We start from the raw sequence: 24,442 nt of genomic DNA on the forward strand, positions 1-24,442 counted from the left end.
TAAATTATGGTATTGAGTAGATTTTGGTTGGCTATTTTTATTTCTTCAATAGTATTTGTCGTTTTCGGTTTATTTTCAGGTAACAGTTATACGATTGATTATATATTAAACGGAAAAAAAGATGATAAAATTTTAGTTAGCGAGAAATATCTCAATCAGATACCGGTTTTTATCAAAGACAGCATCGAAAAAGCGCCTGAGCAAACCATTGTTATTAACAAAAACACCAAGGATTTAGATACGACTTATGTTTTCAATAAAAAGACTGTAAAAATATACAGCGGTGTTCAAAAATCTGATGGTCTTTTACCTACTTGTAAAAATACGCTACTTGACATAATCCTTCCGTTAATTGCCTATCTGGCTTTTTTTTGCGGACTGATGCAATTGCTGATTGACTCCGGTGCAGCCGAAAAACTGGCTAAAAAATTGAGTCCGGTTTTTGTGAAAGTTTTTCCAACAATACCCAAAAATCATGAGTCAATATCGTACATGACCTTGAATTTTGCTGCCAACTTCTTAGGTTTGGATTCTGCTGCAACTCCTTTTGGATTGAAAGCCATGGAGAGTTTGCAAACCATAAATCCAGACAAAGACAAAGCTAGTGACGCGCAAATCATGTTTATGTGTCTGCATGCTGCGGGGCTGACTTTAATACCGACTTCCATCATAGGCTATCGCGCTGCGGAAAATGCCGCAAACCCTGCCGATGTCATGCTGCCTTGTATCTTAACTTCTTTCATTGGAACAATTGCAGCGTTCCTAATTGTTGGTATTAAACAAAAAATCAATTTCAAAAGCGCTTCTTTAGTAGTGGTTTTAATGACAATAATTGCGGCTATTGCCGGTTTGCTTTTCTATATTAATGGATTGGATTTAATCGAAAAAAACTTTTTCACCTCTAATCTTTCGGGTTTAATGTTAGTGGGGATTATTGGTTTTACGTTGGTATTTTCTTTTATAAATGAAAAAAAATTCATAGCTTTAAATACCACCATTTTTGATGCTTTCATTGTAGGAGCCAATAATGGAATTAAGACAGGTGTTGTTATTTTTCCGTATGTCCTGACGATGTTGGTAGCGATTTCGTTTTTTAGAAACAGTGGTTTGTTTGAAATTATCAGTAACGGAATTTCTTTCGTGTTTTCTAACATAGGTGTAAGCAAGGAAATAACAGATTCTTTACCTGTTGCTATGTTACGTCCGTTTAGTTCTGGCGGGTCGAGAGGTTTTATGATTGATTCGATGCGGACTTTTGGAGCCGATTCGTTCACGGGAAGACTGAGCAGTATTTTTCAATGTAGTGCCGAAACTACTTTTTATGTAATTGCTGTTTATTTTGGGTCGGTTAAAATTAAAAATACCCGTTATACTCTTGGCACGATGCTTTTGGTAGATTTAATATGCGTTGTTACCGCTATTTTAGTGGCCACTTGGTTTTTCTAAAATACACCATTTAAAGTTAAATTATAAAGCATGAAAAACATCTTTAATAAAGAATACAATTAAGAACTGATTGAACAATTACATCATGTAACTCCTAATTCAGAAAAGCAATAGAGGATAATGAGGGTTTCACAAATGTTAGTTCATTGCCAAAAACTATTTGAAGTTGCTAAGCAAAATCTATAGTAAAAACGGAATCTTATTAGTTTATTATTTGGAAATATGACTCGGATGAATGGGGAATATTGTTCTATAAACATTTAGACCATCATTTTAATCAGTACAGTGTTTAATAAAAAAGCCTCACATTTCTGTGAGGCTTTTCATTTATCTAAAAAGAAAAATTATTTCTTAATAAATTTCTTAGTCATTGTTTTTTGACCGTCGTTTACTTCAAAGATGTAAATTCCAGCGCCTAATTGGCTAACATTGATAGCATTTCCAGATAATTTACCTGAGTCAACTTGCTGGCCTAAGAAATTAATAACTCGGTAAGAAGCGGCCCTGTTATCTGCCATTCTAACGTTTAAGAAATCGTTAGCTGGGTTTGGATACATAGTGTAATCAAAAATGTTGTTTTCACTGCCTAATTCTCCTGCAATAGTAGAATTAAATCCAGTAATTGCTGCACCTCCAATATTTACCGTATAATCTTCCACTTCTCCATAAGAGAAAGTTTCACAGGCAGTTTGCGCTGCATTGTATTTCATAGAAACTCTCATTCTTGTAGCTCCGGCTAAAGCCGTTGTTGGAACTGTAAAAGTATAAGAAAGATTGGTGCTAAGAGACGAAGATCCAGCTACCATTTGTTCTGCAGTTTCGAAAGTTCCATTTTTATTGAAATCGATCCAAACTCTCCAATATTCCGTGTAAGCAGTAGCGGTAAAGCCTGCACTTAAAACAATGGTATTAGAACCATAAGGAAGATTTCCTGTTATGCTTGTGAAATTGCCATAACCTGCATTTGCTCCGGTTGTGTTTGCAATTCCTCCAATACCAACGTAGTCGATAAATTCATCTGCTACGCTATTTCCTTTAGAAGCACAATAAGTAATTGCTGTTCCTGATGTAGTTACATTTACCACATTACTGGAAGCAGAAATATTTCCGGCAGCATCTTTAGCTTTTACAGAAAAAGTATAAGCGGTGCTTGCAGTCAATCCCGAAACTGCATAGGTAGTTCCAGTTACAGATGCTTTTAAAGTTGTTCCTTGGTATACATCATATCCTGAAACCCCTACATTATCAGTTGCAGCTGTCCAAGAAAGGTTGGTACTAGTAGCAGTCGTTCCGGAAGCAGCTAAGCTTGTTGGTGCTGTTGGCGCTTGTGTGTCGGATGTTCCTGCAACAAGGTTAACGGTATAATCTTCTACTTCTCCATAAGATAAAGCTTCGCAAGCAGTAGGAACTCCGTTATATTTCATAGAAACTCTCATTCTTGTTGAACCAGAAGTTGCTGTAGTAGGAACGGTGAAAGATCCCGAAGCCGGTGTTGCTGTAGAAGCTACTTTGCTCCATACCAACTCACCTGCATCTGCAAAATCTTTATCTCCGTTTAAATCAATCCAAACCGCGTAACCTTCTGCGTAAGCAGTTCCGGTCCAAGTTGGTGTAATAGTGATAGTAGAAGCGCTTCCTTTTGTTAAGCTAGTTGAAATAGCCGTAAAATCGCTATAACCTGTACCTCCTGTAGAAACGTTGTTGATAGTTCCCAATTGTACTCTGCTAATATATTCATCAGCTACGCTATTTCCTTTTGAAGCACAGTAAGTCGCTGTAGCTACGCCTGTAGTCACGGAAGCAGTATTACTTACAGTTGATATATTTCCGGCTGCATCTTTTGCTTTTACTGTAAAAGAATAAGCGGTGCTGGCTGTTAATCCTGTAACAGTATAAGTTAATCCTGTAACGGTTGTAACCAAAGTAGTTCCGTTATAAACATTGTATCCTGTAACAGCTACATTATCTGTAGAAGCAGTCCATGATAAAATTGTTGTAGAGGAAGTAGTTCCGGAAGCTGCCAAACTAGTTGGTGCTGATGGCGCTATGGTATCTCCTGAACCTGCATAAGCTGCTCCAACTCCTACTGCATAAAAAGCATTAGTAGTTGCGATAACTTCTGCTGAACCTGCTCCGTAAAGATCAGTCGCAGCTTGGATTCCGTAAGTTCTCGCATTCGCAAAAGTAGAGTTTGCTGATAAATAAACGCTTTCTAAACGATACGCAATTTTTGCTGCTTTGTCGATTGTAATTCCGGTTACATTATATGAACTACCAATGTCGTTGGTGCCAGTTTTTCCTATTGATAAAATATAAAACCAATGGTTTAAAACCCCACTATTTGTATGAACCCCGCAATAATCATTGGTTTGAGTCGGTGTCCCACAGTTAATGACTTTCCAGTATGTTCCGCCATAGGTGTCTGGTTGTCCTTCTAATTTTGGATTACTCATGGAACGTAAAGCTGTTTTGCCTGCTCTTCTTTCTATGTCTTCTCCTATTAACCAAGTTGATTTTGTAGGTGCTGCAAAATATTCTACACAAGCACCCCAAATATCAGAAAATCCTTCGTTCATGGCTCCTGATTCTCTTTGATAAGCAAGATTTGCTGTTTTTTCACATACGGCATGTCCAATTTCGTGTGCTGCTACATCCAAAGAAGTTAGGATGTCGAAGTAAGTTCCGCTACCGTCACCGTAGGTCATTACACTTCCATTCCAATAAGCATTGTCATAGGCATTGTCAAAATGAACGTAACTTTTGATGATTGCGCCCGCGTTGTCATAACTGTTTCTCGTGTGTTTAGTTGAAAAGTAGTCGTACGTTTTTTCTGCACCCCAATGAGCATCAAGAGCTCCATTATCTTTGTTTGTGTTGGCAAATTCAGCTGCAGTCCAGTTGTTATCAACATCTGTAAAGTTCACAGCTGCTGTATAACTGGTTCCTTTTCTCATGTTGAAGGTAGTTATACCATTACCACGCGTATTGTCAGAAAGAATATAAGAAGAACCGCTTAATAACGTTTGAATGGATTGCGTTCCGCTATAACGTGTAGCGGCATTGGCGGCAACTACCATGGAAGCTGCTTCCGTATTGTTTTTTGCTTCTTTTCCATTCGCATTTTTGTGGCCATGGCTGTGTTCTCCTAGATGCTTGATTTTTGCATTATAAAACAACGCCTCTCCAGTAACGGCATCAATATATAAATCGCCGCGACTTACCGGATTAGTAGCATAAATATCAAATTTATAGGCTAAACGTAAGTTGTTGTCTTTTTGTTTTGAAGATGAGTTGTCTAATATCGGAAGTAAAACTAATTCTCCAACAGGTTTTTGGTAGTCCATTTCACTAGCCTCTCTTGGTGAATCCCAAAGATATTGTTTGGCCCCAATTTGTTTTAATGCAAGAGAAAAAGCTTGGTCTTTGGTTAGTTTTGGATTGGTATTTACATCATCCAGTTTGTAAAACTCGCCATTCATCGATTGTAATTTCCCTGCTTTTGAGTGAAGCATATACGTTGCGAATTCTACTTTAATTCCATTGTGAAACTGTTGAAATTTATCATGTGAAACGCCTAAGTTATCGGTTTCGGATTTAATTTTTGAAAAATCAGAATACTCTTTTAATCCTAATTGATCTTTAAAGATTTGCTGAAAATCAGTTGGTTTATAGGATGATTTTTCATTAAACGTAATTAATGTCGGTTTGCCTTTCTCGTCAGTCAGTCTTTGTTTTACATTTTTATGCCCTTCTTGCGCATAAATTGACAATGTAAATAAAGAAACAGCCATCGACAAGACAACTTTTCCTTGTAATTGTTTTTTCATTTGGTAATGGTTTTTTTGGTTGGTTAATATAGTAATCGACAAATCTATCTTTTTTTTATAAAATATTTTATGGTTTTACCTTGTATTTTGTTAAATTTCTAACATCAAACAACAATATCTCTTTAATTGCTCAAAAAAGCAATTAAATTATTTTACAAAAATTAAAAAATAAATAAGTTAAATCTTATAAAAAACAATTTTTTAAAAATTATTAAGACGCTTTCAGAGAGCGAAAGAGGCAATTTCTGTCAAAAAATGACAGATTATAAAATAATTTATCTATTTAAAACTATCCTGTGAGTTGTTTTTTATTTAGATAATTTATTTGTAACCTTATCATAGGAATATTGTTTTAAAAAAAAACAAAAAAACCTGTGAATTTCTTCACAGGTTTTTAATTAAAAATTATTGAACGCTTTCATCCTATATTAAGATGACTCCAGGTTAAATATTTATTTTTTAACAAATTTCTGAACCATAGCTTCTGAACCATTGTTTAATTCAAAGAAATATACACCATTATTTAAGTTACTAACATTGATTTCTCCGCCTGTAGTTTTTCCATTTTGAACTTCTTGACCTAAGAAATTGATGATTCTATAGCTGGCTTCTTTATTAGATTCAACAACAACATTCAATACATTTGATGTTGGATTTGGATACAATTTAAAAGTATTATTTATTTTTTCAGCTGACTTATCATTACTCATTCTGGCACCTGCAGAGTAAGCTGCTCCAACTCCAACCGCATAAAATGCATTTGTTGTAGCTATTACTTCAGGAGATCCCGCACCGTATAAATCAGTAGCTGCTTGAATTCCAAAAGTTCTGGCATTAGCGTAAGTTGAGTTAGCCGACAAATAAATAGTTTCTAAACGATAAGTAATTCTAGCTGCTTTATCAATCCCGATTCCAGTGATACTGTACGAACTACCTTTATCATTTGTTCCCGTTTTACCTTCGGTAAGGATGTAAAACCAATGATTTAAAACCCCGCTATTTGTATGAACTCCGCAATAATCATTTGCGCTTCTTGGTCTGCATCTTACTTGACTAACCCAGTAAGAACCGCCATAGGTATCTGGTTGTCCTTCAGATTTTGGGTTGCTCATTGAACGTAAAGCCAAATGACCTGCTCTTCTTTCTATATCTTCTCCTATTAACCAACGTGATTTTGTTGGCGCAGCAAAATACTCAATACAAGCTCCCCAAATATCAGAGAAAGCTTCATTCATTGCTCCGGATTCATTTTGATAAGCCAGATTTGCTGTTTTTGTACAAACGGCATGTCCTATTTCATGACCTGCAACATCTATAGATGTTAAGATATCAAAATAAGTTCCGCTACCATCACCGTAAGTCATTACGCTACCATTCCAGTAAGCATTATCGTAGTTTGTACTGTAATGAACATAGCTTTTTATAGCAGCACCAGCATTGTCAAAACTATTTCTTCCGTGAACCGATGAAAAATAGTCATATGTTTTTTCAGCTCCCCAATGTGCATCCAATGCTCCATTGTCTTTGTTTACATTTGCGTATTCAGCGGCAGTCCAGTTATTGTCCGCATCTGTAAAATTAACTGCTGCGGAATAATTGGTTCCTTTTTTCATATTGAAAGTTTGAACACCATTACCACGAGTTATATCCGACAAAATATAAGATGAACCGCTCAAAAGAGTTTCGATAGATTGTGTTCCGCTGTATCTTGTAGCTGCATTTGCTGCTATCAACACTGAAGAAGCGCTGATAGTTGCATTTTCATCCTTTTTCCCAATAAAAATTTTGGGAGTGTGGCTATTTTCTCCTACATGTTTGATAGTGGCATTGTAAAACAACGCTTCTCCTGAAACCGCATCAATGTATATATCACCACGACTTACCGGATTTGTAGCGTATATATCAAATTTATATGCTAAACGAGGCTGGTTGCTGTTTTTGCTCTTGTCATCCTCATTTATAAGAGGAAGTAAAACCAATTCTCCTGTAGGTTTTTGGTAGTTCATTGCAATAGCTTCTGCTGGTGAATCCCAAAGATATTTTGAAGCCCCTGTATGTTTTAATGCAAGATTAAACGCTTGTTCTTTAGTTAACGCTGGACGGGTGTTTACTTTATCTAACTGATAAAATTCACCGCTCATCGATTCTAATTTACCAGTTTTAGAGTGAAGTGTATAGGTCGAAAATTCCACTTTAATTCCTTGGTGATACAATTGGAATTTCTCATGAGAATAGCCTAATTTATCCGTTTCAGATTTAATTTTTATAAAAGCTGAATTTGTTTTTAATCCTAATTGATCTTTAAATACTTGTTGGGAATCATTTGCTTTATAAGATGATTTAGCATTAAAGGTAATTAAAGTAGGTTTGCCTTTATCGTCTGTAATTTTTTCCTTTACATTTTTATCTACATCTTGAGCGTAGATTGAGAAAGCAAATAAAGATACTGCTACTGACAAGACAGCTTTTCCGTGTAATTGTTTTTTCATTTGATATTGGTTTTTGTGGTTGATTAATATTATAATAACCAAATCTATTATATTTTTAGATAATATCTTACGGTTTTACCATATATTTTGTTAAAAAATGAAATAGATGGATAATAAATGCATATTTATGAAGTTCTTTTATAATTGCATTGTCTTGAAAACAGGTCTGTACAAAGTGAAATCAATTCCTATTTAGGCGATAGTTGAGGAAGAAAATATTTTTGAGTTTACTGCACAAAAGAAATAAGAAAACCGTTTTAAAATAAAAAAACAACCCGATTTGAGTTGTTTTTTTATAAAAGTAAATAGCTTTTGGCTAATCAATCACCATTTCAGGAATATCTCCTTCAATAATTAATGACGCTTCAGTTGATGCTATAATATGTTCTAGAGAAACGCCTGGAGCTCTTTCAAGCAATTTAAACCCGTTTGGGGTTATTTCCAAAACGGCCAGTTCGGTAACTACTTTTTTCACACAGCCAACGCCAGTTAAGGGAAGGGAGCATTTTTTCAGGATTTTTGATTCTCCTGCTTTATTCACATGCATCATAGCCACGATGATATTTTCTGCCGAAGCCACTAAATCCATTGCGCCACCCATTCCTTTGACCATTTTTCCCGGAATTTTCCAGTTGGCAATATCGCCGTTTTCGGCTACTTCCATAGCACCAAGAATGGTTAAATCAACATGTTGCCCGCGAATCATTCCGAAACTGGTTGCAGAATCAAAAAACGAGGCGCCCGGCAAAGTGGTGATGGTTTGTTTTCCGGCGTTAATAATATCAGCATCTTCGTCGCCTTCGAAAGGGAAGGGTCCCATTCCGAGAACGCCGTTTTCACTTTGAAACTCCACATCAATCCCTTCAGGAATATAATTCGCTACCAACGTAGGGATTCCGATTCCTAAGTTTACAAAATAACCGTCTTTTAATTCTTGTGCTATTCTTTTTGCTATACCTATTTTATCTAATGCCATGATTAACTTCTTTGTCTTACTGTACGTTGCTCAATTCTTTTTTCATATTTTTCTCCTTGGAAAATGCGTTTTACGAAAATCCCCGGGATGTGAATTTGATTCGGATCCAGTGTTCCGGCTTCTACCAATTCTTCAACTTCGGCAACGGTAATTTTTGCGGCACCAGCCATACATGGATTAAAATTTCGGGCAGTTCCTTTGAAGATTAAATTTCCGGCGGTGTCCCCTTTCCAGGCTTTTACGATGGCGAAATCGGCGTTGAAAGCATGTTCCATTACGTGCATTTTTCCGTTGAATTCACGGGATTCTTTTCCGATTGCCACTTCGGTTCCAAAACCTGCCGGTGTGAAAAAAGCTGGAATTCCTGCTTGTGCAGCACGACATCTTTCGGCTAAAGTTCCTTGTGGGATGAGCTCTACATCCAATTCTCCGGAAAGCATTTGGCGTTCGAATTCGGCATTTTCTCCCACGTAGGAAGAAATCATTTTTTTGATTTGCTTTTTGTGCAATAACAATCCCAATCCAAAATCATCTACTCCGGCATTATTTGAAATACAGGTTAGATTCTTGGTTTCTTTTTTTACCAATTCGGCAATACTATTTTCGGGTATTCCGCAAAGTCCGAAACCACCTAACATGATGGTCATTCCGTCTTCAATTCCCTGAAGTGCTTCTTGTACGTTGTTTACTTTTCTGTTAATCATATGATTAGTTGCTAATTTTCAGATTCTTATGAGTTAATTTGAAATGATTGTTTTAATTTTCACAAAATCTTCATGTGAAAACGAATGCCCTAGCCCAGATGGCAGCGATATCCTTTTTATTTTTTCTTTAAAAATAAAAAGATTTAGCGCACAGCTGGAATAGCTTCAAATAAAAATTTTACAATTCGAATTCATCCGTACTCTGGTCATAATCGGTGGTGTCTTTTACACGAGCGGGTGCCCAGCAATCGACTTTTATGGATAGATTCTCAGGTCTTAGGAATTCTTCTTTTGAAACGGTAAGGTCCGGATTTTCGTAATTTTTTTTCATAAAAATCCCCCAAATCGGTAAAGCCGCAACTGCTCCCTGACCGTAAGTAATGCTTTTGAAACGGGCTGAACGGTCCTCACATCCTACCCAAACACCAGTTACCAAATTCGGAACCATTCCCATAAACCAACCGTCGGACTGGTTTTGCGTAGTTCCTGTTTTTCCTGCAATTGGATTGGTAAACATATAAGGATAGCCGGTTACTCTGTTGTATCCATGTCCGCCGCCTTGTGTTCTTAGTCGAGACCCTGTACCTTCTTCTGTCACGCCTTGCAACAATTTGATGATCGCATAAGCGATATCTTTGTTGAGGACATCGTGCGATTCCGGGATGGGTTCATAGATTACGACCCCATTTTTATCTTCGATTCTGGTGATAAATTGTGGCTTGATATAAACGCCCTGATTGGCAAATGTGCTAAAAGCAGCTACCATATCGTGAACGGTAATTTCGACAGCGCCCAAAGCGATAGACGGTTGTACCGGAATATCGGATTTTACGCCAAGTTTATGGGTTATTTCTACGACTGCTTCTGGGCCCACTTTGTCAATTAGCTTTGCTGAAACGGTGTTGATAGAGTTGGCCAATGCTTTTTTCAAAGTAACCATTCCTCTGTATTTATTATCGGAATTACTGGGTGTCCAGGTTTCTGTAACATGGTGTCTTCCTTTCGGAATGGTGAAAGGGGAATCAATAATGGAATCGCAGGGCGACATGTTTAATTGTTCGATGGCTGCGGCATAAACAAACGGCTTGAAAGTAGAACCTACCTGTCTCGCTCCCTGACCTACGTGATCGTACTGAAAATATTTGTAGTTAATTCCGCCCACCCATGCTTTTACATGTCCTGTTTGCGGCTCCATAGCCATTAGTCCAGCCTGAAGAAAATGTTTATAATAACGAATGGAATCCATTGGCGTCATGATAGTGTCTTTTTCGCCTTTCCAGGTAAAAATGGTCATTTTTGTTTTGATGCCAAAAGATTTGACAATTTCGCCATCACTTTTGTCTTCCGCTTTTAATACTCTCCATCTTTCGGAAGATTTCATCGCCTGATTCAGAATACGTTCTGTTTCTACTTTAGAAATATTTACAAAAGGCGCATTTTTATTTGTTTTAGATTGTGTAAAAAATTCCTGTTGTAAGTTTGCTAAATGCGAAGTAACGGCGTCTTCAGCGTTTAATTGAACTCTGGAATCAATAGTGGTATAAATTTTTAAACCATCACTGTAAATGTCAAATTCGGTACCATCTGCTTTTTTATTTTCTTTGACCCAGTTTTTCATGAATTCACGCAAATATTCTCTGAAATAGGTGGCAATTCCTTCTTTGTGGCTTTCAGGTTGAAAGTTCAAAACGATAGGTTTTTTTTCTAAACCTGCTTTTGCAGCAGGCTCCAAGAAATCATTTTTGACCATTTGACCTAAAACAACATTTCTTCTGTCGGTTACTTTTTCTATTCTACGAATAGGATTGAATAACGAAGGATTCTTTAGCATTCCAACGAGCGTAGCGCTTTCGTTTATGGATAAATCGCGGGGTTCTTTTCCGAAATAAACTTTGGCTGCAGAACGAATTCCAACTGCTGTATTAACAAAATCGGCTTTGTTCAGATACATGGCAATAATTTCATTTTTCGTGTATTGTCTTTCCAATCGAATGGCGATTATCCATTCTTTTGCTTTTTGGACGATTCTAAAAAGGAAAAATTTTGATCCTTCGCCGTGAAATAATTGTTTAGCCAACTGTTGCGTCAGGGTACTTGCTCCGCCGCTGGTTCCTAAACTCAAAGCCGCTCTTAAAGTTCCTCTTCCGTCAATTCCGGAATGTTCGTAGAAACGCTCGTCTTCGGTTGCTATTAAAGCATCTACAAGGTGTTTTGGTAAATCTTTATATTTTATTGAAGTTCGGTTTTCGTTATAAAACTTTCCAATAGTAACGCCGTCAGATGAAATAACTTCTGTTGCGAGATTGGAATCTGGATTTTCTAAATCTTCAAATGAGGGCATCGATCCGAAAAGTCCCCACGAAGCAAATAAGAAAAACAATGCTACTCCTACAAGACCATAAGCGAAAATCTTCCAGAATTTCATTTTATAGTAGTGGATATCTTTGATTTGGGTGTTATTTTTTTTAGTAGCCATATTTTTTATTCTAATGATTCTATTCTAAAACCTACTGCAGTAATGCCTTCTAAATTTTCGACTCCTACAACTTTCCCCGTTTTTCTTACGGCTTGTTTGATGTGGACTTTGTTATTTTCGGAAGCCTTGAATTGTACCTTGCTCTTATAGAAGAGTTTGCTTTCTTTTATATCCGAAAAACCATCGCCAAGCAACGTTCCGTCAGCTTCGGCCATTTGATATTCTAGGGTGTCTACTTTTACCAAACCGTCAGGTTGCTCTAACGAAACAATTAGGAATAAATTGTTGAATTGGTAATTGTCGTTGGCTCTCAAATTGACAAACAAATTGTATCTTTTTGTGGTGTCCATTTTGGGCAGATTAAAATCAACAACAGTGTTTTTATTCCATGATTTTCCAACAGATTTGTATTCATCAAACACTCTTTTTTTATCACAAGAAGCGAAGAATACGATAATCAAAATAAAAAAAATGCTACTTTTTAGGCTCATTTTTATTGATGGGTTTTATTTTATTTTCAGTCGGTTTTATTTTATTCTCGGCGGGTCTTATTTTATTCTCAGCAGGTTTTTTTTCTGTGGTGGGTCTATTGTTTCCTGAATTGGTTTTGTTATTTGAAATGGCAGGTCTGTTGTTTTCTGCTGTTGATTTAGCATTCCCTACAATTGCATTTTCTCCAACCGGTTTTCGTTTGCTGCTTGGTTTTTTCTTTTTCTTAGGCTGATCAAAACGGGTTAAACTTTCCTGACCCATAGCGTTATTGAAATCTTTCTCTGGAGTCACCGTAATTTCTAGAGCATAATCTTCAAGTGAAGAAACTTTGTTCTTCAATTTATTTTCGGCAATAATTTCGTTGACTTGCTCGATTTTTAAAATATGCCAGTTGGCAAAATTATTAGTGTAAGCAAACCACATCAACCCTTTGAAAATATCTTGTTTTTGGCAAATGGCATCTCCTTTTTCGGTCACTAATTTGGTTTCAAAATCTGGAAAACCTTGCAAAGCATCCATGTAAGTGTCCAATTCATAGTTTAGACAACACTTTAATTTTCCGCACTGTCCGGCCAGTTTTTGTGGATTTAATGACAATTGTTGGTAACGAGCCGCCGAAGTATTTACACTTCTAAAATCCGTTAACCAGGTAGAACAACACAATTCTCTACCGCAAGAACCAATTCCACCTAAACGTGCTGCTTCCTGACGGAAACCTACTTGTTTCATCTCGACTCTGGTGCTGAATTCTTTAGCGAAATCTTTGATTAAAAGGCGAAAGTCAATTCGGTCATTGGCTGTGTAATAAAAAGTAGCTTTTGAGCCATCGCCTTGAAATTCGATATCAGAAATCTTCATTTCCAATTTTTGAGAAATCGCTAATTCACGGGCTCTCACTTTCATCGGCTCTTCTCTGTTTCTGGCAGTTGACCAGATATCAATGTCTTTTTGAGAAGCTTTTCTGTAGATCTTCGGAACATCAGCACTAGTGTGATTGACTCCTTTTTTCTTCATTTGAATTTTTACCAATTCTCCTGTCAAAGTAACAATTCCGACATCATGACCCGGGGACGCTTCAGTTGCGACAATATCTCCGATGCTTAAGGTTAATTTTTCTGTATTGCGATAAAATTCTTTTCTTCCATTTTTGAAACGTATTTCTACGCAGTCAAACGGTGCTTCACCAGTAGGTAAACTCATATTTGAAAGCCAGTCGAAAACCGTTAATTTGTTGCAGCTATCGGTGCCGCAAGTCCCATTATTTTTACAACCCTTTGGTGCGCCACCATCAGAAGTTGAACAACTTGTACATGCCATAATTTTATATGTAGTGTTGCGATGACCGCAACTTAAGTTCTTAAAAAGATTAATTTGTAAAGATAGTATTTTTTAATTTTAAGTTCCAACGGTTGAAAACAACAATAAATCATAAATTTTTAATAAAAAACCCGTTACAATTGAAGCTGTAACGGGTTGGATTTAATTTATTTTTAACGGGATTTTAATTTATTTCCACGGAATAATTGAGCATGTTTCTATTGGTTTTATCCAATTCTTTTTTAGAAATAAAGACGTTTTTTAATAAGGAAGTATTCCAGTTGTTGCGTTGTTTCCAATTGGAAAATGTTTCTGTTTTCCAGTCGAAATCGTCTTTCCAGAAAAATTTTGGTGAAACATAACAATAGGTATAAGGAATAAGATAGGAACTGTCGTTTTGGGTTTTAACTTTTAACGATTCTTCCTCATTTCTATAAATGGATTGGGGATAAAGAAGGGTGATTTTTCTTTTTTGGGCTTCATTTTTCAGAAAATTGGAAACCTCAAAATAGTCTTCTTCGATTTTTTTCAAACTGAATTCATTATAAGTCGTTTCGCCGATTTTATCGATGGGACGCAACTGAATGATATCAATTGTATATTGATCGTAAACGTCAAAAAAGCTTTTGAGTTCGTAGAAATTATCCTGATTGAAAGTATAATTTATTCTAAGACGTAATTTCGGATTAGTCTTTTTCTGTTCCGTGATGGATTGCAGAACCGCATGAAATTTTTCATAAATTCCTTTATCCATCAAGTCTTCATACGTTTCTTTTGTAACGCCGTGCATCGACAAAATAAATTCGTCCAGACCGGCATTGGCAAAATCGGAAACGTCTTTTTTCTCCAATAAATTGCCATTGGTAATCATGCTGATATAGGGTACTTTGTGGTTTTTGGCAATTTCAATTAACTTCGTATTGTGTTTAAACAAAGTGGGTTCCGCGCCACAACCGATTTGTAATTTCAAAGCGTTTTTAAAAATGGCTTTGGCTATATCTTCTAAGTTGTCTTCCTTGAAAATGCCTTTCATGTTTTTTTTAACGTAATCTTCATCTGTAAAATAACACATTTTACACCGTAAGTTACAGGCCAGAACAGGATCCATTTGTATGGCTAAATATCTTTTATCTAAAACAGAAAGCAACCACAAACCCAGGAATTTAATCCTGTGATTTTTAATGCGATTGTTGAGTTTTAATATTTTATAAATATCCATTGATGAAATTTTTCAGAACTGTTTTTATAATGCGTTTAAATGTAATGTTTTTGAAATAATGATTCGAATTTAAATAACCTATATTTTACTTTTGATGGAAATATTAAGTTTCTTTCACCGAAATTATTTTCACCGGACAGGCTTTTGCAGCTAATTCACAACTTTCAACAATAGTGTGGTCGTATGATTTTAGAGTAAAAAAACCTTTGGCATTTTGTGAATGAATCAAAACCGATTTCCCGTCTTTCTTCGACATTTGAAACTGGACCGGCGCCATTTCCACGCAATAATTACAGCCGATGCATTTGTCTCTTTGAAGTGTTACGATGACCATTAAGCTTCCACAATTTTATATAATTTATCCGATAATCGAATTCGGAAAGGCAGTTTAAAAGTGCAATTATCGCCTTTAGTAGCTTTGTCCGAAACAACGTCGTTGACAAACATTTCTTCGATAATCATTTCCTGCGCTCCGGTGTTGGGCCCGGTAATCAGGATTTTATCGCCTGCTTTTATATCGTAGGCTTCAATTTTGAATGCTCCAATATTGGCTTTTGGGAAATAATGCGTTCCTTTTCCCACATAGACTTTCTTTTGTGTGGCCATAGATCCGGAAACGTCACTCCATTCTCCTAATTCCTGTCCAAGATAATATCCTGCCCAAAACCCGCGATTGTAAACCGTATTTAAAGCTTCCATCCAAACGGTCACTTTTTCTTTAGAAAAAGTACCCTCATAATAACTGTCGATGGCATCGCGATAGGTTTTTATTACGGTGGCCACATATTCTGGCGCGCGACCACGACCCTCGATTTTCAATACCTGAATGCCGGAATCAATGACTTGGTCCAGAAAATCAATCGTACATAAATCCTTTGGAGACATCATGTATTCGTTATCCAGTTCGATTTCAAAACCGGTTTCCTGATCGATGACGGTGTATTTTTTACGGCAATCTTGTTTGCAGGCCCCACGATTTGCAGAGGAATTATTAGAATGTAAACTCAGATAACATTTTCCCGAAACCGCCATACACAAAGCACCATGACCGAAAATTTCAATTTCCACTAAATTACCGGAAGGTCCTTTAATTTGGTCTTTCTGGATTTGCTCCATAATTTTTTTGACCTGACCCAGACTCAATTCCCGACTTAAAACCATGGTGTCGGCAAATAGGCTGTAGAATTTTATGGTTTCAATATTCGTTACATTAAGTTGTGTCGAAATATGGACTTCCATTCCAATGCCTCTTGCCATTGCAATTACGGCTTGGTCGGAAGCAATTACGGCAGTAATATTGGCTTCTTTGGCTTTGGCCAATAAAGTTTTCACTACCGATAAATCGTGATCGTAAATAATCGTGTTTAAAGTAAGATAGCTTCGAATATTTTTGGCTTCGCAGCGTTTTGCGATTTCAGGCAAATCGTCCATCGTGAAATTTACGGAGGCTCTGGCTCGCATGTTCAATTGTTCTACGCCAAAGTAAACGGAATCGGCACCATTGTCTAATCCGGCCTGAAGCGACTCAAAGTTCCCGGCGGGAGCCATAAGTTCTATTTTGTTATTCGATGTCATGATAAATTAGTCTAAAATTTTATATAATTTATCTGATAATCGAATCCTGAACGGTAATTTGAAGGTGCATGTATCTCCTGGAACCGCTTTTTCGGAAGCCATTTCATTAACAAACATTTCTTCGATGATCATTTGCTGTTCTCCGGTTGTGGAACCTTTGATTAGGATTTTATCGCCGATTTTAATTTCGTTTTCTTCAATTAGAAATTGTGCAATGCTTGGTTTTGGAAAGAAATGAGTTCCTTTTCCAATATAAATTTTCTTAATTTTTGGTTCTTTCTTAACGGCTGTTTTTGGTTTTTCAGCAACAAAAACGCCATGAGTTTCTTCGTTGTTTTTGAAAGTCAAAACGTCTGATTTTCCTTTTTTGAAAATCATATTGCCGTTTTTTATGCCTCTTCGGATGATTTTTTGTTCTTCTTCCGGCAAATGAATAACATCTACACAAGTGCTGGAACAACAGCCCTCCATAGCTGAAGCACATGCCTCACATTGGATGAAAAGCAAATGACAACCTTCGTTAGCGCAATTGGTATGCACGTCGCAAGGTTTGCCGCATTGGTGACATTGCGAAACGATATCATCCGTAATTCTTTCGCCCAAGCGATGATCGAAAACGAAGTTTTTACCGATAAATTTACTTTTCAAACCTTCGGCTTTTACTTGTCTTGTATATTCTATAATTCCACCTTCGAGTTGATACACATTTTCAAAACCTTTGTGTTTGAAATACGCACTGGCTTTCTCGCAACGGATTCCTCCTGTGCAATACATCAACAATTTTTTATCTTGTTTATGTTCTGATAATTGATCTTCTATAATGGGTAAACTTTCTCTAAAAGTATCTACATCGGGTTTGATGGCGTTGGTAAAATGCCCGATTTCGCTTTCGTAATGATTCCGCATATCGACCACAATTGTGTTGGGGTCTTCGAGTAAATCATTGAATTCTTTGGCTTTTAAATGGATTCCGATATTGGTCACATCGAAAGTTTCATCTACTAAACCGTCGGCCACGATTTTGTCGCGGACTTTTATAGTGAGTTTCAAAAAGGAATGGTCATCGTGTTCAACGGCCACATTCAGACGGATGCCTTTCATGAAAGAATAGGTGTCTAAATGGTCTTTAAATGCATAAAAATTATCGGCCGGAAGAGACAACTGGGCGTTAATTCCTTCGTGGGCGACATAAATTCTGCCCAAAACTTCGAGTGGATTCCAAGCCAGAAATAATTCGTTTCTGAATTCGGTTGGATTTGTTAAATGCGCATAAGCATAGAAAGACAAAGTAAGTCTTTGTTTTCCGGCATCATCAATCATGATGGCTCTTTCTTCTGCGCTTAAGGTGTTATACAGTTGCATGCTATAAACAGTTTAAGTTGAGAAAATTATTTTTGCAAAAGTAGTGAAAAAGGTTAGAAGAAAAAAGGGACAAAGAAGCAAAGGTGTAAGAGAAGTAGAGCTGCAAAAGTGTAAATTTATAAGTTTTATAAAAAAACAAAAAGCACTAAATTAATAGTGCTTTTGTAAACTTTGTGCCTAAGCACCTTTGCTTCTTTGAACCTTTAAATTAACAATATTCGTTGAAAGCGTCTTTCAGGTTTTCGGCAATCAATTCTGCCGGACGACCTTCGATATGATGACGCTCTAACATGTGAACCAATTCACCGTTTTTGAACAAGGCCATACTTGGCGATGACGGAGGAAAAGGGAACATGTGTTGTCTTGCTGCATCCACCGCATCTTTATCAACCCCTGCAAAAACAGTGATTAATTGCGTTGGTTTTTTAGCGTTATCTAAACTCATTGTTACTCCCGGACGTGCATTTCTGGCAGCACAACCACAAACAGAATTTACAACCACTAATGTCGTTCCTTCTGCTTTTAATGCGTTTTCAACTGCTTCGGCACTATGTAAATCTTGAAAACCTGCAGACGTTAATTCGGCTTGCATTGGTTTTACCATTTCTTCTGGATACATATCTTTTATTTTAAATTTATAATTTTGAGTTGCAAAGTTACAAAGTTTCAAACCAACAAATTTATTTGATGTATAAAGTTTTGTTATAGTTTGATTGTTATTTCTTTATTTTGAAAATTGTATGAAATAAAGCTTGGATAAAAGGCATTTTCGGGCATTTGAGAATGACCTGAATGTCTTCTAAAAATGAAGTTTCTTCGTCCAAAAATTTGAAAATTAATGTGGGGCTTCCTTTTTTGAATAATGACGAAAAAATGGTGGAACCGATTTCATTTTTACGATCTAAAATATCCAATAAAAGCAAATCGTAAAACCAGAATTTGGTCTTTTTATAAAATTTTGTAAAGTCGTTTTCCCTTTGAAGGAAGGCAACCAATTCGGCAGATTTTTTATCAGAATTTTTGAAAGTATAGCCCGTACTGGCTTTCGTCCAACCTCCTGCGGAACCTATATTGATTACGTTTTTGGTGTTCAATTTCCAAAAAGGATAACACGTCATCGGAATGCTTCCCTGTTCTTTTTCGATAATTTCGTAGGCAGAAATACCGAGTTTTTGAATGTATTTTTGAATTTCGGTTTCGTATTCCTGTTTCGGAAGCAGGTTTTTAGAAAATAAGGTGTATTCAATTAAAGCTTCGGTTTGAGAAGCGGGCAAGACATACATAAAACGCGTATTTCCTCTCTGCGCTACTGAAAAATCCATGAACGTGGCTTGTTCCGGATTAAAATCGGCTTGTTCACTTTTGATAAACCAGCCGATAAAATGTTGTTGTAAAACCGGATATTTTGTTTGATTTGCCGCTTTTTGTTTGTTGTAAATGCTGTTGAAAAGTTTAGAGCAGGAAAAACTTTCAGAATTGGTTTGTATCAGAATTATATTTTCCGATTCTTCAATTTCGATTACTTTTTGAGTGAGAAAAGTGATGTTTTCCTGTTTTGAAATCACATCAAATATCAGGTTGTAAAAATCCAAACCTCGAACCATATTGTATTGATACGGTTTTAAATCTAAATCCCTCCTGATATTTTCAGCAGCAAAAAGGGCAGAATGCCATTTTTTGTGGATGATCGTTTCCCAACTTCCGTTAGGTTCTTCCCAAAAACACCATGTTCTGTCATTGGTTTTCTTGGGATTTTCATCCAATAACAGAATACTTTTATCATTAAATTTTCCCGACAGAACCATTTTATAAACGGTCATCAAAGCAGATAAACCTGCGCCGGTAAAAATGTAGTCGAAGTTTTTCATGTTGGTTTTAGGAAATTCTTCTCAAAAGTAACCAATTATTTTATTTTCTCAAGGATAGCCGTAAGCGCTTTAGCATTTAGATAGGAATGTTTTTGAAACAAAATTGAAAAATCAGCAGCCAGAATTGTAATGGTCGGATAAACCACTTCACCGTCAATTGTCGCTAATGCTGTTGCCAATTCATGAATTCCGGTATTCTGTCCCGTTGGTATGAATTTAAAAGTATGACCGTTGAAAGTGATGTTGTTTTTAATTTCGGCATCCAATGAAATGAAGTAAAAATCAGCATTTAAAATCGTAATTGTTTCTGGATTTTTGAAGGTAGAATGTTCCATCATTTTGCAATACTTGCACCAAGATGTATGAATAAAAACAACAATAGGTTTTGGATTTTCTTTGGATAATTTTTCGACTTCTTCGAAGGAATAGGCTTTCAGTTGGGCAAAACCGGATGGCAATGCCCAAAAGAAAATCAATACTATAAAGAATATCTTTTTCATTATTTTAAGGTATAACGCAATCCGAAAAAGCTACGAATTCCTTGATTTGGGCCGTAAACATAACCTGGGTCAAAGTCTGGACCAAATGGGTCATCTGCTCCTGCAATAATATATGGATTGCCTTTGTTTGGTGTCCAATCCAGTAGATTTTTTACACCAAAATAGATTTCAATATTTTTGAGTTTATTAAATGTAAACTGAATGTTTTGAATGCTCCAAGTTGGGGAATATTTTTTTCTTGGGTCATTTTCGCCCAAATGAGGCAAACGCATTGGGCCATAAACATTTCCAGTATAATCAATATCGAAGAATATTTTTTTCAAACGATAGGAAATTGTCCAAGTCCCCGTGAATTTTTCGGTTAGTATTTGACGGGTTGTAATTCGGTTTTCGGTTTTGGTGACATCCATAAATGTAGCGCCTAAAATCATCTTTAAGCCATTGTTAAAAACCATATCAACATTGGTACTTATTCCTTTAGTAACAGCATAACCATCAAGATTTTTATAAATAATTTGGTCAGGATTTGTGTCGTAATCAGGAACTATGGAGTTGGTAAAATAAGTATACCAAGCTGTGGTCTCGAAACCTATGAAGTTTCCGTTTTTAGCGTAGATTTTCTTTAAATAATTCAGATTCGCATTATAGGAACGCTCAGGTTTTAAATCTTCAAGAACAATAACGTCACGAGCACCCGTTAATGCAGCATGTTCCTCGGTAAAAAGATTGACAATTCTAAAACCTGTTCCGGTGTTGAAACGTATAATGTTATTGTCGTTCACTTTCCATTTATAAGCTAAACGCGGGGTGAAAATGGAACCATGATTGTTGTTGTAATCATAACGAGCGCCTAAGAGAAGGCTGTGTTTTTCGGCCAAATGAATTTCGTCCTGAACAAAAAGACTCGGAATCCAATTGATATCTTCTTTTACAGTAGCAGTTGTATTGTCATCATAATATTGATAACGCATGGCGGTACCGAAAAGCAAATCGTGATTATTTAATTTTTTGTCCCAGGTCAATTGACCAAAACCAATGCGCTGTTTCGCTAAATAAGGCATGTCTCCATAAACCGAATTTTGGTCATGATCCGTATAAGAAAAAGAAAACAACATTTTTTCAGAAACCGGAAGTTCATAAGCCCCTAATAATTCCCAACGTTTGGTATAAATGCTTTCGCCATATACTTCGTTGCCACCACGGTATTTTTTCTCCCATTGCATTTCGCCACCCCATCGGTCTTCATAGAAAAAACGTCCCGCCATCGAAAATAATTTGTTGCTTTTCCGGTTGAAATTCCACTTTTGGAAAACCGAAATTCGGTCTTGTAGGGTGAGATCGGTAAAATTATCATGGTTGTTATCAATCGGATTGCTGTAATTGAAATAATTGACACCGGTTAATACCGAAGCAGCTTTTCCTATATTGCCTTTAAAACCCAAATCTAGATTGGCTTCACCCCAACTGGTCGAAAACCCATCCGCTGAAAAAATGGGTGCGTTTTTCGGATTTTTAGTAATAATATTGATTAATCCGCCCACGGCTTCGCTTCCGTATAAAGAAGATGCCGGACCTTTCACAATTTCTATTCGTTCCAACAATGAATTTGGGATTCCCGATAATCCGTAAACAGTCGAAAGTCCGCTGACAATGGGCATTCCGTCAATTAAGACCAAAGTATAAGGACCTTCAAGTCCGTTAATATGAATGTCGCCCGTATTGCAAACATTACAATTCAATTGCGGTCGGACACCATTTACGTTTTGTAAAGCTTCAAATATATTGGCCGTTGGATTTTTTTTAAAGAACGTAGGTTTGTAAACTTCTACAGGAACAGGACTTTCCAGACGGCTAACCGGTTTTAATGTTCCTGTTATAACCACTTCGTCCAACGAATTATTTTCTTTTAAATCAAAATCTAAAACGGTTTCAATAGAGTCGATAACAGTGATATTTTTTCTTTGGGTTTTAAAGCCAGTATAAGAAGCCACAATTTCATAATTCCCCGCTGTAATATTTTTGATACTATAAGAACCGTCTTCATTGCTTATAGTTGCGTTTTTGGTATTTTTCAATATAATATTAGCCTGTTGCAAAGGCATTCCTTCGGAAGTGATCTTCCCTTTTATGGTGGATTGAGCAAATGAAACAGCGCCGATTAGAAAACAAAAAAGAATAATTAGATTTTTCACAACAATATTTTAGATTAACGTAAAATTAAATTTTAGGCAAAGCTAAAAATTTTATTTCGCAAAACAAATTTTTTAATTACTTTTGTATCAATAATTTAAATTTCAACATGGGCAAATCACTTGAAGAAGTAAACCAATCGGTTCCTACACAAAACAAAACAACGGTATTTAGAAAAATATTGGCATTTTTTGGCCCGGCTTATTTAGTTAGTGTGGGTTATATGGATCCGGGAAATTGGGCGACAGATATTGCCGGCGGAAGCCAGTTTGGTTATGCCTTGCTTTGGGTTCTATTAATGAGTAACATCATGGCGTTGCTGTTGCAAAGCTTTAGTGCCCGTTTAGGAATCGTTACCCAACGCGATTTGGCGCAAGCATCAAGGGAAACCTATTCGAAACCGGTTAACTATATTCTTTACTTTTTGGCAGAAATTGCCATTGCCGCCTGTGATTTGGCCGAAGTGTTGGGAATGGCCATCGGTATTAATTTATTGTTTGACATTCCATTGATAGAAGGGGTTTTAATAACGGTTTTGGATACTTTTTTATTATTGTTTTTAATTAATAAAGGCATCCGGAAAATGGAAGCTTTTATCATTGCCTTGGTGATGATTATTGGGGTTTCATTTATTTTTGAAATGTTTTTTGCGCAACCGGAAATGGGAAAAGTAATCTACGGATTAATTCCTTCAATGCCCAATGAAGCGGCGTTGTACATCGCCATCGGAATTATTGGAGCAACGGTAATGCCGCACAATTTGTATCTGCATTCTTCTTTGGTGCAAACCCGAAAATTCGACCGAAGCACCGCAGGAATCAAGCAGGCCATCAAATATAATTTCATCGATTCTACCATTGCGCTAAATTTGGCCTTTTTTGTCAATGCCGCCATTTTAATCCTGGCAGCAGCCACATTCTATAAAAACGGCATGTATGAAGTGGCCGAAATTCAGGATGCCCATCGATTTTTAGAGCCGCTTTTAGGGAGCAAATGGGCACCCGTGTTATTCGCGGTTGCCCTGATTGCCGCAGGACAAAGCTCGACTGTTACGGGAACATTGGCCGGACAAATCATCATGGAAGGCTATCTGAATTTACGAATCCAACCTTGGGTTAGAAGAATATTGACCCGATTAATTGCCATAGTTCCGGCAGTTATTGTGATTACGATTTTTGGCGAGGGCGTAACGGGAAAATTACTGATTTTAAGTCAGGTCATTTTGAGTTTACAATTGGGTTTTGCCATTATTCCGTTGATTCATTTTGTCAGCGATAAATCGAAAATGAAAGGTTTTCATATCAGTAGAGTAACCCAAATTGCAGGATGGACCATTGCCTTAATTATTGTTTCGTTGAACGCTAAATTGGTTTTTGATGAAATCAACGGATGGTTAGAAACTTCTGAAAACCCAATCGTATTGTGGTTGACGGTGGTTCCGTTAGCCATAAGTTTCCTGATTTTACTGTTATATATCGTATTCAAACCTTTTATTTCAAAATCGAAAATCGATATTCAAAATCATTCGCCACACAGTTTAAAACTGCAATTTTCTAAAACCGGAAGTTATGCCAAAAAGAATGTTGCCGTTACCGTAGATTTCTCCAGCTCAGATGAAGTGGCCTTAAACAGCGCTTTCGAATTGGGTGGAATAGAAGCAAAATACACTTTGATTCATATCGTAGAAACAGTAGGAGCGATGGTTTATGGCGAAAATATTGACGATCATGAAACGCTGATTGACGAAAAACTATTAGAGGAATACAAAGCAATGCTAGCTGAAAAAGGATTTAATGTAGCAACGCAACTAGGATTCGGAAAACCAAATAAAGTGATTCCGAACATCATCAATAAAGGGAATTTTGATATTTTGGTAATGGGAACCCACGGTCATACCGGATTCAAGGACTTAGTGTTTGGAACAACCGTCGACAAATTGCGCCACAAAATTTCTATTCCGTTACTTATCGTAAAAAAATAAATGTATAGCAGGGCTAAAAA

General features: G+C 36.7%; 17 protein-coding genes. 2 read left to right on the forward strand and 15 right to left on the reverse strand.

The annotated features are described in order from the left end of the window. The first annotated feature begins 6 nt into the window (after positions 1-6). Positions 7-1,446: a nucleoside recognition domain-containing protein gene (locus VI621_RS09380; RefSeq protein WP_324218119.1), complete on the forward strand. Its 1,440-nt coding sequence runs from the start codon at positions 7-9 to the stop codon at positions 1,444-1,446. A gap of 344 nt (positions 1,447-1,790) precedes the next feature. On the opposite strand, the gene VI621_RS09385 is transcribed toward VI621_RS09380, so the two are convergent. From VI621_RS09385 to VI621_RS09455, 15 genes are all read right to left on the reverse strand, one after another. Beyond that, complete coding sequence (locus tag VI621_RS09385) at positions 1,791-5,273, reverse strand: M4 family metallopeptidase (RefSeq protein WP_324218120.1); 3,483 nt, start codon at positions 5,271-5,273, stop codon at positions 1,791-1,793. A 452-nt stretch (positions 5,274-5,725) separates the two neighbouring features. Next, positions 5,726-7,762 carry a M4 family metallopeptidase gene (locus VI621_RS09390; RefSeq protein ID WP_324218121.1) on the reverse strand — a complete coding sequence of 679 codons (2,037 nt, stop codon included), beginning with the start codon at positions 7,760-7,762 and terminating at the stop codon, positions 5,726-5,728. 316 nt (positions 7,763-8,078) lie between these two features. Then, a complete protein-coding gene (locus tag VI621_RS09395; RefSeq protein WP_324218122.1) occupies positions 8,079-8,738 on the reverse strand; it encodes a CoA transferase subunit B in 660 nt (219 codons plus the stop codon). A 2-nt stretch (positions 8,739-8,740) separates the two neighbouring features. Beyond that, positions 8,741-9,442, reverse strand: a complete 702-nt coding sequence (locus VI621_RS09400; RefSeq protein WP_324218123.1) for a CoA transferase subunit A — start codon at positions 9,440-9,442, stop codon at positions 8,741-8,743. A gap of 178 nt (positions 9,443-9,620) precedes the next feature. Beyond that, complete coding sequence (locus VI621_RS09405) at positions 9,621-11,918, reverse strand: PBP1A family penicillin-binding protein (RefSeq protein WP_324218124.1); 2,298 nt, start codon at positions 11,916-11,918, stop codon at positions 9,621-9,623. A 5-nt stretch (positions 11,919-11,923) separates the two neighbouring features. Beyond that, the gene (locus VI621_RS09410; RefSeq protein WP_324218125.1) at positions 11,924-12,409 is read right to left on the reverse strand and encodes a gliding motility lipoprotein GldH; all 486 of its coding nucleotides are present in this window, start codon (positions 12,407-12,409) and stop codon (positions 11,924-11,926) included. Continuing rightward, positions 12,393-13,727 (reverse strand): regulatory iron-sulfur-containing complex subunit RicT, encoded by a 1,335-nt coding sequence (locus VI621_RS09415; RefSeq protein WP_324218126.1) that lies wholly within the window; start codon positions 13,725-13,727, stop codon positions 12,393-12,395. The genes VI621_RS09410 and VI621_RS09415 overlap by 17 nt, the downstream gene beginning before the upstream one ends. Before the next feature lie 184 nt (positions 13,728-13,911). Next, on the reverse strand, positions 13,912-14,946 hold the full coding sequence (locus tag VI621_RS09420) for a radical SAM protein (RefSeq protein WP_324218127.1): 1,035 nt from the start codon (positions 14,944-14,946) through the stop codon (positions 13,912-13,914). Between the two features lie 103 nt (positions 14,947-15,049). Further along, complete coding sequence (locus VI621_RS09425) at positions 15,050-15,280, reverse strand: ferredoxin (RefSeq protein WP_324218128.1); 231 nt, start codon at positions 15,278-15,280, stop codon at positions 15,050-15,052. After that, positions 15,280-16,521 (reverse strand): peptidase U32 family protein, encoded by a 1,242-nt coding sequence (locus tag VI621_RS09430; protein ID WP_324218129.1) that lies wholly within the window; start codon positions 16,519-16,521, stop codon positions 15,280-15,282. Before VI621_RS09430 ends, VI621_RS09425 begins: the two co-directional genes overlap by 1 nt. A 6-nt stretch (positions 16,522-16,527) precedes the next feature. Continuing rightward, positions 16,528-17,883 carry a rhodanese-related sulfurtransferase gene (locus VI621_RS09435; RefSeq protein ID WP_324218130.1) on the reverse strand — a complete coding sequence of 452 codons (1,356 nt, stop codon included), beginning with the start codon at positions 17,881-17,883 and terminating at the stop codon, positions 16,528-16,530. A gap of 208 nt (positions 17,884-18,091) precedes the next feature. After that, complete coding sequence (locus VI621_RS09440) at positions 18,092-18,502, reverse strand: BrxA/BrxB family bacilliredoxin (protein ID WP_324218131.1); 411 nt, start codon at positions 18,500-18,502, stop codon at positions 18,092-18,094. A gap of 97 nt (positions 18,503-18,599) precedes the next feature. Further along, positions 18,600-19,751, reverse strand: a complete 1,152-nt coding sequence (locus VI621_RS09445; protein ID WP_324218132.1) for a lycopene cyclase family protein — start codon at positions 19,749-19,751, stop codon at positions 18,600-18,602. A 35-nt stretch (positions 19,752-19,786) separates the two neighbouring features. Further along, positions 19,787-20,251, reverse strand: coding sequence for a thioredoxin family protein (locus VI621_RS09450; protein ID WP_324218133.1), 465 nt, complete (start codon positions 20,249-20,251; stop codon positions 19,787-19,789). Beyond that, positions 20,251-22,443 (reverse strand): TonB-dependent receptor, encoded by a 2,193-nt coding sequence (locus VI621_RS09455; RefSeq protein WP_324218134.1) that lies wholly within the window; start codon positions 22,441-22,443, stop codon positions 20,251-20,253. Before VI621_RS09455 ends, VI621_RS09450 begins: the two co-directional genes overlap by 1 nt. A 107-nt stretch (positions 22,444-22,550) precedes the next feature. Here VI621_RS09455 and VI621_RS09460 point away from each other — a divergent pair, with 107 nt between their 5' ends. Next, positions 22,551-24,422 (forward strand): Nramp family divalent metal transporter, encoded by a 1,872-nt coding sequence (locus tag VI621_RS09460; RefSeq protein ID WP_324218135.1) that lies wholly within the window; start codon positions 22,551-22,553, stop codon positions 24,420-24,422. Positions 24,423-24,442 lie beyond the last annotated feature (20 nt).

The organism is Flavobacterium sp. (genome assembly GCF_035292545.1).
Classification (GTDB): Bacteria; Bacteroidota; Bacteroidia; order Flavobacteriales; family Flavobacteriaceae; genus Flavobacterium.

Bases quoted from the DNA above. Each gene is read 5' to 3' on its own strand.
- VI621_RS09380 (WP_324218119.1), top strand. From the start codon at position 7: ATGGTATTGAGTAGATTTTGGTTGGCTATTTTTATTTCTTCAATAGTA.
- VI621_RS09385 (WP_324218120.1), bottom strand. From the start codon at position 5,273: ATGAAAAAACAATTACAAGGAAAAGTTGTCTTGTCGATGGCTGTTTCT.
- VI621_RS09390 (WP_324218121.1), bottom strand. From the start codon at position 7,762: ATGAAAAAACAATTACACGGAAAAGCTGTCTTGTCAGTAGCAGTATCT.
- VI621_RS09395 (WP_324218122.1), bottom strand. From the start codon at position 8,738: ATGGCATTAGATAAAATAGGTATAGCAAAAAGAATAGCACAAGAATTA.
- VI621_RS09400 (WP_324218123.1), bottom strand. From the start codon at position 9,442: ATGATTAACAGAAAAGTAAACAACGTACAAGAAGCACTTCAGGGAATT.
- VI621_RS09405 (WP_324218124.1), bottom strand. From the start codon at position 11,918: ATGGCTACTAAAAAAAATAACACCCAAATCAAAGATATCCACTACTAT.
- VI621_RS09410 (WP_324218125.1), bottom strand. From the start codon at position 12,409: ATGAGCCTAAAAAGTAGCATTTTTTTTATTTTGATTATCGTATTCTTC.
- VI621_RS09415 (WP_324218126.1), bottom strand. From the start codon at position 13,727: ATGGCATGTACAAGTTGTTCAACTTCTGATGGTGGCGCACCAAAGGGT.
- VI621_RS09420 (WP_324218127.1), bottom strand. From the start codon at position 14,946: ATGGATATTTATAAAATATTAAAACTCAACAATCGCATTAAAAATCAC.
- VI621_RS09425 (WP_324218128.1), bottom strand. From the start codon at position 15,280: ATGGTCATCGTAACACTTCAAAGAGACAAATGCATCGGCTGTAATTAT.
- VI621_RS09430 (WP_324218129.1), bottom strand. From the start codon at position 16,521: ATGACATCGAATAACAAAATAGAACTTATGGCTCCCGCCGGGAACTTT.
- VI621_RS09435 (WP_324218130.1), bottom strand. From the start codon at position 17,883: ATGCAACTGTATAACACCTTAAGCGCAGAAGAAAGAGCCATCATGATT.
- VI621_RS09440 (WP_324218131.1), bottom strand. From the start codon at position 18,502: ATGTATCCAGAAGAAATGGTAAAACCAATGCAAGCCGAATTAACGTCT.
- VI621_RS09445 (WP_324218132.1), bottom strand. From the start codon at position 19,751: ATGAAAAACTTCGACTACATTTTTACCGGCGCAGGTTTATCTGCTTTG.
- VI621_RS09450 (WP_324218133.1), bottom strand. From the start codon at position 20,251: ATGAAAAAGATATTCTTTATAGTATTGATTTTCTTTTGGGCATTGCCA.
- VI621_RS09460 (WP_324218135.1), top strand. From the start codon at position 22,551: ATGGGCAAATCACTTGAAGAAGTAAACCAATCGGTTCCTACACAAAAC.